Below are 13,748 nucleotides of genomic sequence, written 5' to 3' on the forward strand. Positions count from 1 at the left end.
TTTGTGCAAAACCTGGCTGAAAACGGCACCTGCGCATCTGATTGGTGCACTTCTAACCCGCAACCGACCACCTTCTTAACCATTGGTAATGTGTTTGCAAAAAGCGCAAGTGATTCAGCGCCCGGGTTACTCGATAGTTCGTCCACAACACGAATGACTCGGAGAGAGCCCATGACTACCCTGCACCCGGATACCCGCCTGGCGAGCGACACACGACCTGTCGAGAAACCTGCCGTCGGCTCCAAACGCGCCACCGTGGCGTGTGCACTAGGCAACGCCCTCGAGATGTACGATTTCACCATCTACAGTTTTTTCGCCGTGATCATCGCGAAAAATTTCTTCCCGGCGCAGTCACCGGTCGCATCGTTGCTGATGTCACTGACCGCCTTCGGCGTGGGCTTCCTGATGCGCCCCGTGGGCGCCATGGTGATCGGCCGCCTGGCAGATCGAAGAGGCCGCAAGGCGGCACTGACGTTGACCATCGGCCTGATGTGCATGGGCACCGCACTCATCGCCTTCGCCCCCACCTACCAGCAAGCCGGCGTGTTCGGCACGGTGATGCTGGTGATCGGGCGCCTGACCCAAGGGTTTTCCGCAGGGGGTGAAATCGGTACGGCATCGGTACTGTTGATGGAGTCCACCACCACCCGCAGCCGTTGTGCGAACGTCAGCTGGCAAGCCGCCAGCCAAGGTTATGCGGCATTGGTAGGGGCTGGCATCGGCCTCTTGCTGAGCAGCGTCATGAGTGCGCCGGACCTTGAAAGCTGGGGCTGGCGCATCCCCTTCCTGATCGGCCTGCTGATTGGCCCGGTCGGTTGGTACATCCGTCGCTGCATGCCCGAAACGCTTGAGGAGCAGGCGCCACGCACACCACATCCAGCCCCCGCCAAAGCTGACTGGCGCAGCGTGATCGACCTGCGTCACACCGTGCTGGCAACCGGGCTGATGGCGAGCGCTACTATCGGCATGTACCTGTTCATCTTCTACATGCCCTCCTACCTCGTCACCACGCTGCACTATCCGCAGCGCAGCGCCATGGCAATTGCCTGTGTCGCCGCCGCGTGCCTGGCGATCATCAGCCCGATTGCCGGGCGCTACGCCGACCGCCATCGCCTGCGCAAAAAACTGCTGGCGTGGACGGTTGCCCTCCCCGTTATCGGCGCATGGCCGGCGTTCTGGCTGTTGTCGCACACCACGGACCTGTATATCGCCATGCTGATCGTGGCGCTGCTGGTGCTGCCAGGGTGCGTCGGCTCGGGGGCGTTCGTTGCCTTGATCATGGAGGGCTTCGCCAAGCCGCAACGCGCATTGGGGACGTCCGTCAGCTACAGCTTCGGCGTCACCTTGTTTGGTGGCTTCTCGCCGCTGATCGCCACCTGGCTGACGTCGACCCTCAACGACCCGTTGGCACCCGCCTTTTATCTGCTGGCCGGTGGGGCAATCAGCCTTGTCTGCCTGAAACTGTTCCCTGAAAACATCGGAAGGGCTTGAACCATGGATGCTCAACAAACCTGCACCGCCTTGAACGATGCTGAATTGCACGCTTTCACGGCCCTGCGCCGCCAGATTCATGCGGCGCCCGAACTAGGCGGCGATACCCCGCACACCGCCGAGCTGGTCGCTGCCAAGTTGCAGCAATGGGGCTATCAAGTGCATCGAGGGGTCGGCGGTCATGGGCTGGTCGGTGTGCTGCGCAAGGGCCAGGGCAGCCGCCGTATTGGCCTGCGCGCCGACATGGACGCACTGCCCATGCAAGAGAAAAACGCCTTTGCCCATGCCAGCCAGATCCCCGGGCGCATGCACGCCTGTGGCCACGACGGCCACACGGCAATCCTGCTCGCGGCCGCCTACCGCCTGGCGAACTGCCCATTCAACGGCACCCTGAACCTGATCTTCCAACCCGACGAAGAAGGCCTGTGCGGCGCCAAGGCGATGATTGACGACGGCCTGTTCGAGCGCTTCCCGTGCGACGCCATTTTTGCCTTGCACAACATGCCTGGCGCCCCCGTGGGCAGCGCGGTCGTGCAGGCAGGGCCCACCATGGCCTCTTCGGAACGGGTTGAAGTGCACATCACCGGCAAAGGTGGCCACGGCGCCATGCCGGAGCTGGCCGTGGACCCTCTGCCCGTGGTGGCCAGCCTGATCAACGCCATCCAGACCATCAAGTCGCGCAACCTTGCACCAGAGGAATACGCCGTGGTCAGTATCGGCATGCTGCAGGCCGGGAGCGTGTACAACATCATCCCGGATGAGGCCAGCATGCTGATCAGTGTGCGCACCGACACCCCGCAGACTCAGCAGAAAATTAACCAGCGTTTGTCAGAAATCGTCCGTGGCCATGAGCAGGCGTTCGGTGTCGGCATCGCGTTGACCTTCACCCAACTGGCCCCTGCCCTGATCAACCACACGGCCGAGACAGAACAGGTTCGGCAAAGCCTGGCGCCGCTGTTTGCGCCAGGGCAGTTGCACAGCCGGGGGCCGAAGGTGATGGGCACTGAGGACTTTGCCTGGATGCTGGAGCAGGTGCCGGGCTGTTACTTCATGCTGGGCAACGGCGAAGGTGAGTTTCACGGCTGCTCGGTGCACAACCCGCACTACGATTTCAATGACGAACTGATCCGCTTGGGCGCGGACTGCTGGTACAAGCTGGTCAGTGATTATCTGATTTAGGCGGGCGTGGCAATCAGAATCGCACGGTGCATGACGGTTTGAATCTGCTAGCTTGAACGCCATGCCCGCATTGCAGACAAAGGAGTCACCGCATGTCAAAGCTGTATCCCGGTAATGATCCTGAGGGGCTGATCGAGTACTCGGTGGTCTACACCGACCGCTCGCTCAATCACATGTCGCAGACCTTTCAGGGCGTGATGAGGAACATTTCCACGACCCTGAAGCAGGTCTATAACGCCCAGGCTGTTGCGGTGGTGCCGGGCAGCGGTACATTCGGCATGGAATCGGTGGCGCGGCAGTTTGCCACCGGCCAGCAATGCCTGGTGATCCGCAACGGCTGGTTCAGTTATCGCTGGAGCCAGATCCTTGAGATGGGCAATATCCCGGCGGCCACCACGGTGCTCAAAGCCCGCCCCGTCGAAGCGGGTCGCCAGGCCGCCTACGCTCCCCCGCCACTGGACGAAGTGCTGGCGGCCATCGAAGCGCACAAACCACAGATTGTTTTCGCCCCCCACGTTGAAACCTCATCAGGGATAATCCTGCCCGACGATTACCTGCGCGCCGTCGGCGAAGCCGTGCATGCAGTCGGGGGCCTGTTCGTGCTGGACTGCATTGCTTCAGGCACGCTTTGGGTCGATATGCACGAGTGCGCAGTCGACCTGCTGATCAGTGCACCGCAAAAAGGCTGGAGCGCCTCCCCTTGCTGCGCGCTGGTGATGCTTGGTGCTGCGGCCCTCGCACGCATCGAACAGACGCAGAGCAGTAGCTTTGCCTGCGACCTGAAAAAGTGGCTGCAGATCATGCAGGCCTACGAGCAAGGCGGGCATGCGTACCATGCGACCATGCCCAGTGATGCGCTGGCGCGGTTCAACGACGTGATGAACGAGATGCAAGCCCACGGTTTCGACAAGCTGCGCGAAGAACAACAGGCGCTGGGCACTCAAGTGCGGGCCATGTTGACCGGCAAAGGCATCAAGAGCGTGGCTGCAGCCGGGTTTCAGGCACCGGGGGTAGTGGTGAGCTACACCGATGATGCCGACATCAAGAACGGTAGGAAATTTGCCGGGCACGGCCTGCAAATTGCTGCCGGAGTACCGTTGCAATGTGACGAACCGGCCGACTTCCAGACCTTTCGCATCGGCCTGTTCGGGCTCGAAAAACTGCATAATATCGAGCGCACGGTCCGCACCCTTGAGCAGGTTGTGGACGAAGTGATGGTGAACTGAGTCCCGTTCCGGGCTGTAGCACGGCGGCGGCTTTCCGGCATTCGGTGCGCAGCTCACTTTGGGGGGAAATGCATTGTGGCGCGTGTCGAGTGTGGAGCAGGTATCGAGATCTAACGGCATGCAGGGCCCTGTGTGCCCGCTATTGCTCGTGAGCGGCTACTCGAGACTGACCGCTATCGACCCATAGCTGTCATCGGAGAGTGCTAGCAACCAACTTAATGCAGAAAGTTGGAAGCCTATTTTTCAGCAATCTTTTGTAAAGCGGCGAGTAACTCTTGGCTGCTTCCCCCGAGCAGACTTGTCGCCTGGGCAGCACGCTTCAACAGCATCAATCGAGCAGCTTGCAGCTGATCCTTGTTGAAACGCTCGGATGGGCCTGACAGCGTGAGAGCACCTTTGAACTCGTAAGCGACGCCAAACACAGGTGCCGAGATCGAAGATGTATCTGGGTCACGCTCACCGAACGAAGTTGCCCAAAACTGCTCCCGCACCTCAGCTAAAGCGCGATCAGCTGGTGGGCCAAATGCCCTAAGGATCTTCCCGGAGGCTCCGGCATGCAAAGGAAATCGATCACCCTCATGAATGCTGAAGCGCACTGCCCGCTTGGGTTCCACCCGGAAAAGTACCACTCGGATATCGTTCTCGATCACGTAGAACGAGGAGGTCTCCCCGCTCTCTTCAGTGAGTGCCTCAAGCACCGGATAGATCGTATCGCGTAGACGGAAGGAAGATTGGTAAATCTGAGCCAATCGCAGGGGCTCATGGCCCACAGCGTAGTGCCCGTCAGCCAGGCGCCTGATAAATCCAGCCCTTTCCAGAGAGCTCATGAGTCGAAGAATGGTGCTTTTGTACAAACCGGTGCGACGAGCGATTTCAGCTAACGAGAGCGTGCTTCGATCAGGCTCGAAAGCACCGAGAATCGCAAACGCTCGATCAACCGCTGCCACCCCTCCGTCAGCATTGTTCTTGGAAGCTTCGGCTACCACAGGTTCATTTTTTGGCGACATCAGACTTCTTCTCGGCACAATCGTGAAAAAGCGGCCCCTGAAAGGGGCCGTTCAGATGGCTCATACCTTACCTGTGAGTACGGTTAGCAGCTAGTCCATTGTCCAGAACGCCGTTCTACTTGACCAGCGTCAAGCATCACGCATGAACAGTCGCAGGGACAATGCCATCACAGCGGCAAAGAACAGGATGCAACCCATAACCATCAGGCCCGCCGTGAAGGACTGGGTGTAGTCCTTCAGGAAGCCCATCAGATAAGGCCCTACAAACCCGCCGAATGCACCAATGGAGTTGATGAGAGCAATACCGCCAGCAGCAGCTTGGCCACTCAGGAACTTCGCCGGCAACGTGTAGAAGATCGTTTTCGCCGAGATCGTACCTACCAGGGCCAGGGTAATGCCTGCCAGCGCCGGAATCAGGGCGTTCATGTTCACTGCGAAAATCAATGCCAAACCGGCCAAGACAAGCGCAACGATCAGGTTAAGAATGCCTCGTCCAGTACGGTCTACATATTTGGCCCAGAACAGCAGACCAATGGTGGAGAAGAAATAAGGTACTGCAGCGACCCATCCAATCAGGCTGATTTCAACGCCCTGCGCTTTCAGCATCTGAGGCAGCCAGATACCGATACCGTAAGTGCCAATAGTGAAGCTGAAGGTGATGGAGCTGAGAATCCAGACTCGTGGATCTTTGAGCGCTGCAGCGAAGCCGTGGCTTTTTTGGGTGCTCGACTTTTCCTTGTCCAACATGCCGGTAAGAGCGTCTTTCTCTTCTTGGGTGAGCCACTTGGCCTCGCTAGGACGATTGGCAAGCACCTTCAGGGTAATGAGTCCCAGGACGCAAGCTGGCAAGCCTTCAATGATGAACATCCACTGCCAACCTGCGAGCCCCCAAGCACCATGCATTTGCAACAGGTAGATAGAAAGCGGGCCACCAACAAGGAATGAGATCGGCGTTGCAACCGTGAACCAAGCCAGCACCCGAGTACGGTATTGGGCAGGGAACCACAGCGTGAGGAAGAAAATTACGCCTGGGAAGAAGCCAGCCTCGGCAACCCCCAGAAGGAAGCGAACAACATAGAAACTATAGGGGCCGATTACCAATGCTGTGGCTGCTGCTGCTAGCCCCCAGGTGATCATGATACGGGCCATCCAGAGCCGAGCGCCGTAGCGATACATGGCCAGGTTGCTCGGAACTTCGCAAAGACAGTAGCCTACGAACATGATCCCCGCGCCTAGGCCAAACTGAGCGGCGGTAAGCCCCAACTGGTCAGTCATCTGCAGGGCTGCGTAACCCACACTGGTGCGATCCAGGTAATTGAAGAAGTAGGCCAGCGCAAGCAACGGAATTAGCCGCCAGGCCGCTTTCTTCATCGCACGCTGCTGCAGTTGGGTTGTGGCATCAGGTTGCGGCATAGACAAGTGGGTATCCGGGGTCGTGACATTAGCCATGACTGTATCCTCGGTTTTGTTGTTATGAATACCGTGGCTGGATGGGCCATCGGTGAGCGCAGGCCCTCCGGTACGTCCCGTACCTGTAGCGCTGCTGATTTCGCCCGAAAGTCATTTCGAACTGGATGTAGGGACATCTTCGAAAGCGAGCCTCTCAGAGAGACTCGCCACACTTGTAATCAGGCAGATCTGACCGTGCCACTGGCCTCAAGCTGGGCAATCTCGTCATTGCCATACCCAAGTTCAGCTAGGAGCTCTTTCGAGTGACTGCCAAGATCAGGGACGTTTAGCCGGGTGCCGAAACGCTGGCCATCCATTTCAAATGGCAGCTTCGGAACCTTGACCTGCTCACCACTCGGAAGCGTCAACTCTGCCATGCCACCAGACTTATTAAGGTGCTCGTCCTCAAACATATCTTCAGGGCGTTGGATAGGAGAGAACGGCAGCCCGGCTTTCTCACAGAGATCCATCACAGTCTGCTTATCCATCCCAGACAAACGCTCCCGCACCATAGGGATGATTCGGTCGCGAGCCTGAACACGTTGATTGTTCCGACTCAACTCGGCGTCACCACCAAGCTCGGGGAAGTCAAATGCCTCGCAAAACGATACCCACTGAGAGTCGCTGACGACTCCCATAAAGACCTGCTCACCTTCCTGAGCAGTCTCGAACACGTCGTAGATGGCCCACGCCGAAATTCGGCTAGGCATCGGCGCCGCCGCTTTGCCAGTGACGACCTTTTGCATCATGTGCTGAGCGACCAAGAAGGCTGAGTTCTCAAAGAGACCGGTCTGCACAAATTGGCCCCGCCCAGTCTCTTTGCGTTGCAGCAGAGCAGCGAGAATAGATACGGTGCTGAACATCCCACCCATCACGTCGTTGACAGAAGCTCCAGCGCGCAGCGGACGTCCGACAGGCCCCGTCATGTAGGCCAACCCCGTCATCATCTGCACCACCTCATCCAGCGCTGTGCGCTTCTCATAGGGGCCTGGCAGGAAACCCTTCATCGAGCTGTAGATGATGTCGGGTTTAATGGCTTTCACCTGGTCATAGCCCAGGCCCAACTTTTCCATCGCGCCTGGGCGGAAGTTCTCGGTGACGACATCTGCGGTTGCGAGCAGCTTCTTCACTGCCGCCATACCCTCTTTGGATTTGATGTCAACCGCAAAGCTCTTTTTGTTGCGGTTGTAGGTCATCCAGTAACCAGCACCGGAGCCCATCAGTCGGCGAGTGTTATCCCCTTCTGGCACCGGCTCCACCTTGATGACTTCAGCGCCAAGATCAGCGAGAAGAAGACCAGAGGTCGGGCCCATCACCATATGGACAAACTCGACGACTCGGATACCAGCCAGTGGCAGAGACTTTTCTTCGTGCTGGCTCATACGGCCTCCTTCGCATAGGTGAAATTCTTACCAACGCCGGCATCAGGGATGAAGCCATATACAGGCTCTCCAGGAAGCCCACGGAGAAGCACTTCACGAGCGGCAACCAAACGATCAATGTCGACGCCGGTCTTCAGCCCCATGGACTCCAGGAGATACACCAGGTCTTCTGTAACGATGTTGCCCGATGCACCTGGGGCGTATGGGCAGCCGCCCAGACCACCTTGAGAACCATCGAACGTCTTCACACCCGCTTCTAGCGCAGCGACTACGTTGGCCAGGCCTTGGCCACGGGTGTTATGGAAGTGAGCACTTCCAGCGAGAGCGCCGAGTTCCTGGAACAGTCGAGTGAAGAGTCGACGTACCTGAGTTGGATTGGCGTAACCAACGGTGTCGGACAGACCGACCTCATCGACCCCCAGCTCCGCCATTTTCAGGGCAATGGCGATTGTTTCGTCATCAGTAACGACACCTTGGAGCGTGCAACCGAACGCAGTCGACAAGCCCGCCTCGATCTGCACATGCGGGAATCGCTCATTGCGCAGAGCTACGACTGCTTGAACTTCATCGAAGACCTGAGCATGAGTCTTACGGATGTTCGAGATGGAGTGCTGCTCGCTCACGGAGATGGGCAGAGTGATCTTATGGATACCAGCGTTGAAAGCTGCTTCCGCGCCCTTCAAGTTCGGCACTAGCGCAGTGACGAAAAGATTCGGCAGGGTCAGGGCATGGGCAACGACTTGTGCAGTATCGGCCATCTGCGGAAGCAGCTTCGGGGATACAAACGAGCCTACTTCGATTTCTTTCAAGCCAGCGTTTGCCAGAGCCGAAATCCACTCCAGTTTCAGCTCAGTGGGCATGGTGGCCTTGACGCTCTGCAAGCCATCCCTAGGCCCGACCTCGCTGACGAGGATGTCGATTTCTGTCGGTTCTTTCACGGAGGTTCTCCTGTTGCTGGGGAGAGCCTGCCCGAACATTCATGCATTGCAGCTGCAGGGTGAAGCGCTGTTTTTATGATTGTTCTGTCAGGCAGAATTACGTTCTGTTTTAGTATCTACCCACAATTTCATACCTGTCAACGGCACAGTCGATGAACGGATCACGCTCCCGAGCGGTAAGAATACGGTGAAGGAGTTAGCGACTGATGAGACTTGACAGAGCGGAGAATAGCTTGGAAAGTGTTCTACCAAGAGTAATGACGTTCTACCTAGCAGAACAAGAAGCTCGAAACAACAAGATATCCCAGGCAACGTACACTGATGAAGCTGGCACAGACCTCTGCCGTTTGAGCCTCAGCGTCGCATGCCTGTTTTCACATGGAGATTTGCCATGAGCCTGTACGCCCCTCCCGAGGAACGCCCAACAGAAGTATTCAGCAGACTGCCGAAAGAGTTTTGGCGTGATGGTGATTCCGACTGGGTCAGAGCCAACAAGCCAGGACAGCAAGTCGCGAGCTTCTTGGAAGGGCCCTCCTTCGACCAGGCTGGCAATCTCTATGTCACTGATATCCCTTATGGCCGAATCTTCCGGATTTCCCCACAAGGCGACTGGGAGCTGGTTGTTGAATACGACGGCTGGCCTAACGGCTTGAAAATCCATCGTGACGGTCGGATCTTCATTGCCGACTACAAGAACGGGATCCTCGTTCTCGATCCGATCAGCAAACGCATCGAGCCATTCCTGACGCATCGCCGGAGTGAAAGCTTCAAGGGTGTAAATGATCTGTTCTTTGACGGGCAAGGGCACCTCTTCTTCACCGATCAAGGTCAGACGGGCATGCACGATCCAACGGGTCGAGTTTTCCGCTACGACCTGGAGCAACAACGCCTGGATTGTCTGCTGGATAACGGCCCTAGCCCTAATGGCCTGGTGATGGATCTTCAAGAGAAAGCGCTATTGGTTGCGATGACTCGCGGGAACGCAGTCTGGCGTCTTCCGCTACAACCCGACGGCACTACTACCAAGGTGGGTATCTTCACGGCCATGGCAGGGGGCGTGAGTGGCGCTGACGGTATGGCGCTCGATGAGTCAGGCAATCTGTATGTCTGCGATGCGGGCAATGGTTGCGTGTGGGCATTCGACTCGCACGCCATGCCCCTCTATCGATTCAAGTCATGTACCGAGGGTCGCACTCTCACCAACTTGGCCTTTGGTGGGGAAGGTAATCGCGGCCTGTTCATCACTGACTCATCAACAGGGCACATCTTGAGGGCTGATCCTGGCCACTCAGGAAAGCGGATGTTCTCGCACGCGTCAGCTTAAGGATTAGTGCTGTAGCCCTGTGCAAATGGCGCACGGACTTCGCTCGCCCCCCAAAAGAGCCCGGCGAGCCTTTCGACTCATACAAAACAGATAATAAGAGGGCAACATGCTCACACTCTTGAGCTACACAATGATCGTCTGCTTCATGTACCTCGTCATGAGCAAACGACTGTCACCACTGGTTGCCCTCATCCTGGTGCCAGTTGCATTCGCCAGCCTGGGTGGGTTTGCAACCCAGCTTGGCCCGATGATGTTCGATGGCGTGAAGATGCTGGCCCCAACCGGGATCATGCTGACCTTCGCGATCCTCTACTTCTGCATGATGACCGATGCGGGCCTGTTCAACCCTCTGATCAAGCTGATCCTCAAGTGTGTGAAAGGCGATCCCCTGAAGATTGTCATCGGCACTGCTGTTCTCGGAATCTGCGTGGGCCTGGATGGCGATGGTGCCACAACTTATATCATCACCACCGCAGCACTTCTTCCGCTATATCGACGCACAGGGATGAGCCTTCAGGTTCTGGCCACCGTTCTGTTGCTTACCAACGGCGTGATGAACATCCTCCCTTGGGCGGGGCCCTTCTCGCGTGCGGCAAGCGCCATGCACGTAGACATCACTGAACTGTTCATCGAGATGCTGCCGCTCATGATCGCTGGAGCGGGCTGGGTGATTTTCGCGGCCTTCTATCTCGGTGGCCGGGAACGCCGTCGTCTGGGTGTCGTACAACTCGATCATGATGAGGTCATGAGCCACTTCACCGAGTTCAAACTGACCGACTGGCGCTTCCTTTTCAACGCTGTACTCACCATCACGCTGATCACCATGATGATGCTCAGCCTCATGCCCCTCCCGATCCTCTTTATGCTCGCCTTCGGCCTGGGCGTCTTGGTGAATTTCCCCAGCGTCAAAGACCAAAAGGAAGTCATCGGAAAATACGCCGACAACGTCATGGCGGTAACCCTGCTGATCTTCGCCGCTGGCATCTTCGTCGGAATCATGTCCGGCACAGGGATGATCAAGGCGATCTCGGAAAGCCTGAACCATGTGATCCCTGAATCCGCAGGCCATTTCATGTCGGTCATCACGGCCTTCCTCAGCATGCCTTTCACCTACGTACTGACGAACGACGCTTTCTACTTCGGGATTCTCCCCATCCTGGCCGAGACTGCGAGCCATTACGGCATCGGCGCTAAAGAAATGGCCATCGCCGGTTTGATCGGGCAGCCAGTACATCTGCTCAGCCCACTGGTTGCCTCAACCTACCTGCTCTGTGGACTGCTCGACCTGGATTACGGTGACAACCAGCGAGCGTCCATCGGCTGGAGCATCGGTACGTGCCTCGTGATGTTCGTAGCGGCTATCGCGATTGGCACCATCGACGTTTTCAACTGAGGATTTTCCTCAACCGAGCAATACGCAGGTGGGGAAGCTCACCTGCGCTTGAAGTGATCGGCTTCATCAAGGAAGCCAGATTGCGACCCAGGCCTTTCACAAGAAGGTCGGATGTTTTGACGGTCGTTTGACCATTTTGGTGAGCTGCTCGGAGCCACGAACGCCGAGCGTAGGTGAACCTTGGTGACGGGGGGCAACCCCCGACACCTCAATATTCTGGAGAGAGATGTGCAGTGGCTTTTTGAATCGATCACATGGTCAGCTTTAGTGCAGATCGTCGCAATTGACATTCTCCTCGGAGGTGACAACGCGGTCATCATTGCTTTGGCGTGTCGAAACCTACCGCTGCAGTTGCGTAACAAAGCCATTCTGGCAGGTGTTGCCGGTGCCATCCTCTTGAGGATTGTCCTGCTGTTCTTCGCGATTCAACTGCTGTCCCTGCCTGGGCTAAAGATCATCGGCGCAGCTTTGCTGCTTTGGATTGGCATCAAGTTGCTCAAGCCAGAGGACGATAATCATGACGCGATTAATGGAGGTGTCAGCTTGGTCGCCGCCATCAAGACCATCATCATTGCAGACGCGGTGATGTCGCTGGATAACGTCCTCGCTCTAGCAGGAGCAGCTGGTGGTGATCTAATGCTCGTGTCCCTGGGCGTCCTTATAAGCATTCCCATCATCGTTTGGGGCAGCCGGCTGGTTCTTGCCCTGATGGATAAATTTCCTCAAGTCATCATCTTGGGCGCAGGGCTACTCGGCTGGATATCAGGCGGAATGCTGGTGAGTGACATCTGGCTCCAGCCACGAATCCCGTTCCCAGCAGACGTAACTCACTTCGTCGCAAGTGCTGTAGGAGCACTGCTGGTGGTGGCTGTCGGCATCCTGCTCAAAAGACAGAAATCCGCATCAAGCGATACCCGCACCACCCAGTAGTAATACCGCGTAACTCCAACCAACAAAAACAATTTGGCTGCTTCTGCGTGCTCATCTCCTGTGCGCGCAGACTACGCCTGGAGTAAACATGAAGGCACATAACGCAATCCCGGTCTGCACCTTTCTCGGCCTTGGCAATATTGCCTCCCCCGCACTGGCGGAGGGCTTCATAGAGTATTCCAAGGTCTCTCTGCAAACGAAGAATTTCTATTTGAATCGAGACTTTCGAGATGGAGCAGGCCAGAACAAGCGCGATGAATGGGCCCAAGGTTTCATTCTCGATGCCAAGTCAGGTTTCACGCCTGGCCCTTTAGGCTTCGGTGTTGACGCCATTGGGATGCTCGGCCTGAAGCTGGACTCCAGCCCCGGCCGGACAGGCACCGGGCTTCTGCCAGTGCATGATGATGGCAGAGCTCCAGACGAATACTCCAAGCTCGGATTGACAGCGAAAGCACGGCTCTCAGAAAGCCTGCTTGAGGTAGGGACGCTGATCCCGGACATGCCTACCGTTAAGGCTAATAACGGACGCATCTTTCCGCAGACTTTTAGAGGTGGATTGCTGAGCATTGGAGAAATCGAGTCCCTTGATGTCGTGGCGGGCCGCCTCACGAAAGTCACTGACCGCGACCAGACTGCCGCTCAAGACCTTGTGCTGAACAACAAGAACCGTCGCTTCCAGGCCGGCGTTGCTGCTGACCATTTCGACGTAGCAGGCTTTGATTACACCTTCTCCAAAAACCTTGTCGGCTCATATCAGTACGGTTCACTTGAGGATGTGTACACCCAGCATTTCTTCGGGCTTGTTGGATCTGTCCCCTTGCCTGCAGGCCAGTTGAAGGCAGATCTTCGACTTGCCATCAGTAGAGACAGCGGCAGTTCAGCAGCAGGGAAAATCGACAACAGATCAGCCAACGGCATGGTCACGTACAATCTCGAGGGCCACGGCTTTGGCGTCGGCTATCAGCAGATGTCAGGAGACACCGCCTTCCCTTACATCGACGGCACCGACCCCTACTTGATTAACTTCGTCCAGATCAACGACTTCGCCGGCGCCAAAGAGAAGTCTTGGCAGCTTCGGTACGACTTCAATTTTGCCACTGTGGGAATACCCGGCCTGACCTTCATGTCTCGCTACGTCAAAGGCCAAGATGTCGAGCTCGCTGGTACTGCCACCGGTAATGAGTGGGAGCGAAATACTGAACTGCAGTACGTGTTCCAGAGCGGCACGCTGAAGAACCTGGGGATCCGCTGGCGGAACGCAAGCTATCGCTCGGACTTCGCTCGAGGCGCGGACGAAAACCGCCTCATCATCAGCTACAGCATTTCGTTGCAATAACACCCTGCGCAAATCAGCAGCCGAAGCTATAGCTGAATGGCTGCTTTTGGCCAGATACTGACTAAATCAATGGCAGCTTTGGGTCGGAAGCGG

Annotated in this window: 11 protein-coding genes; 7 read left to right on the forward strand and 4 right to left on the reverse strand. The window is 56.9% G+C overall.

Translation table 11 applies throughout. The annotated features are described in order from the left end of the window. The first annotated feature begins 171 nt into the window (after positions 1-171). The 3 genes from PVV54_RS14685 (at position 172) to PVV54_RS14695 (ending at position 3,896) form a co-directional block, all read left to right on the forward strand. Entirely contained in the window at positions 172-1,491 is a 1,320-nt protein-coding gene (locus PVV54_RS14685) for an MFS transporter (protein ID WP_274905942.1), read from the forward strand. A gap of 3 nt (positions 1,492-1,494) precedes the next feature. Beyond that, a complete protein-coding gene (locus PVV54_RS14690) occupies positions 1,495-2,670 on the forward strand; it encodes a M20 aminoacylase family protein (RefSeq protein ID WP_274905943.1) in 1,176 nt (391 codons plus the stop codon). A 92-nt stretch (positions 2,671-2,762) separates the two neighbouring features. Further along, entirely contained in the window at positions 2,763-3,896 is a 1,134-nt protein-coding gene (locus tag PVV54_RS14695) for an aminotransferase class V-fold PLP-dependent enzyme (RefSeq protein ID WP_274905944.1), read from the forward strand. Positions 3,897-4,132: 236 nt separating this feature from the next. Here the strand turns inward: PVV54_RS14695 and PVV54_RS14700 are convergent, their stop codons facing one another. The 4 genes from PVV54_RS14700 to PVV54_RS14715 form a co-directional block, all read right to left on the reverse strand. Continuing rightward, positions 4,133-4,903: an IclR family transcriptional regulator gene (locus PVV54_RS14700; protein ID WP_274905945.1), complete on the reverse strand. Its 771-nt coding sequence runs from the start codon at positions 4,901-4,903 to the stop codon at positions 4,133-4,135. 129 nt (positions 4,904-5,032) lie between these two features. Continuing rightward, entirely contained in the window at positions 5,033-6,352 is a 1,320-nt protein-coding gene (locus tag PVV54_RS14705; protein WP_274905946.1) for an MFS transporter, read from the reverse strand. A gap of 179 nt (positions 6,353-6,531) precedes the next feature. After that, on the reverse strand, positions 6,532-7,734 hold the full coding sequence (locus PVV54_RS14710; RefSeq protein WP_274905947.1) for a CaiB/BaiF CoA transferase family protein: 1,203 nt from the start codon (positions 7,732-7,734) through the stop codon (positions 6,532-6,534). Beyond that, positions 7,731-8,672: a hydroxymethylglutaryl-CoA lyase gene (locus PVV54_RS14715; RefSeq protein WP_274905948.1), complete on the reverse strand. Its 942-nt coding sequence runs from the start codon at positions 8,670-8,672 to the stop codon at positions 7,731-7,733. Before PVV54_RS14715 ends, PVV54_RS14710 begins: the two co-directional genes overlap by 4 nt. A 391-nt stretch (positions 8,673-9,063) precedes the next feature. Between PVV54_RS14715 and PVV54_RS14720 the strand changes: the two genes are divergently transcribed. The 4 genes from PVV54_RS14720 (at position 9,064) to PVV54_RS14735 (ending at position 13,655) form a co-directional block, all read left to right on the forward strand. Then, complete coding sequence (locus tag PVV54_RS14720; RefSeq protein WP_274905949.1) at positions 9,064-9,996, forward strand: SMP-30/gluconolactonase/LRE family protein; 933 nt, start codon at positions 9,064-9,066, stop codon at positions 9,994-9,996. A 106-nt stretch (positions 9,997-10,102) separates the two neighbouring features. Further along, positions 10,103-11,389, forward strand: coding sequence for a CitMHS family transporter (locus PVV54_RS14725; RefSeq protein ID WP_274905950.1), 1,287 nt, complete (start codon positions 10,103-10,105; stop codon positions 11,387-11,389). A gap of 228 nt (positions 11,390-11,617) precedes the next feature. After that, entirely contained in the window at positions 11,618-12,319 is a 702-nt protein-coding gene (locus PVV54_RS14730) for a TerC family protein (RefSeq protein WP_274905951.1), read from the forward strand. An 88-nt stretch (positions 12,320-12,407) separates the two neighbouring features. Next, a complete protein-coding gene (locus tag PVV54_RS14735) occupies positions 12,408-13,655 on the forward strand; it encodes an OprD family porin (RefSeq protein WP_274905952.1) in 1,248 nt (415 codons plus the stop codon). The last annotated feature ends 93 nt before the right edge of the window (positions 13,656-13,748 follow it).

The organism is Pseudomonas sp. PSKL.D1, from assembly GCF_028898945.1.
GTDB lineage: Bacteria > Pseudomonadota > Gammaproteobacteria > Pseudomonadales > Pseudomonadaceae > Aquipseudomonas.

Bases quoted from the DNA above. Each gene is read 5' to 3' on its own strand.
- PVV54_RS14690 (WP_274905943.1), top strand. From the start codon at position 1,495: ATGGATGCTCAACAAACCTGCACCGCCTTGAACGATGCTGAATTGCAC.
- PVV54_RS14700 (WP_274905945.1), bottom strand. From the start codon at position 4,903: ATGTCGCCAAAAAATGAACCTGTGGTAGCCGAAGCTTCCAAGAACAAT.
- PVV54_RS14695 (WP_274905944.1), top strand. From the start codon at position 2,763: ATGTCAAAGCTGTATCCCGGTAATGATCCTGAGGGGCTGATCGAGTAC.
- PVV54_RS14735 (WP_274905952.1), top strand. From the start codon at position 12,408: ATGAAGGCACATAACGCAATCCCGGTCTGCACCTTTCTCGGCCTTGGC.
- PVV54_RS14720 (WP_274905949.1), top strand. From the start codon at position 9,064: ATGAGCCTGTACGCCCCTCCCGAGGAACGCCCAACAGAAGTATTCAGC.
- PVV54_RS14725 (WP_274905950.1), top strand. From the start codon at position 10,103: ATGCTCACACTCTTGAGCTACACAATGATCGTCTGCTTCATGTACCTC.
- PVV54_RS14705 (WP_274905946.1), bottom strand. From the start codon at position 6,352: ATGGCTAATGTCACGACCCCGGATACCCACTTGTCTATGCCGCAACCT.
- PVV54_RS14685 (WP_274905942.1), top strand. From the start codon at position 172: ATGACTACCCTGCACCCGGATACCCGCCTGGCGAGCGACACACGACCT.
- PVV54_RS14710 (WP_274905947.1), bottom strand. From the start codon at position 7,734: ATGAGCCAGCACGAAGAAAAGTCTCTGCCACTGGCTGGTATCCGAGTC.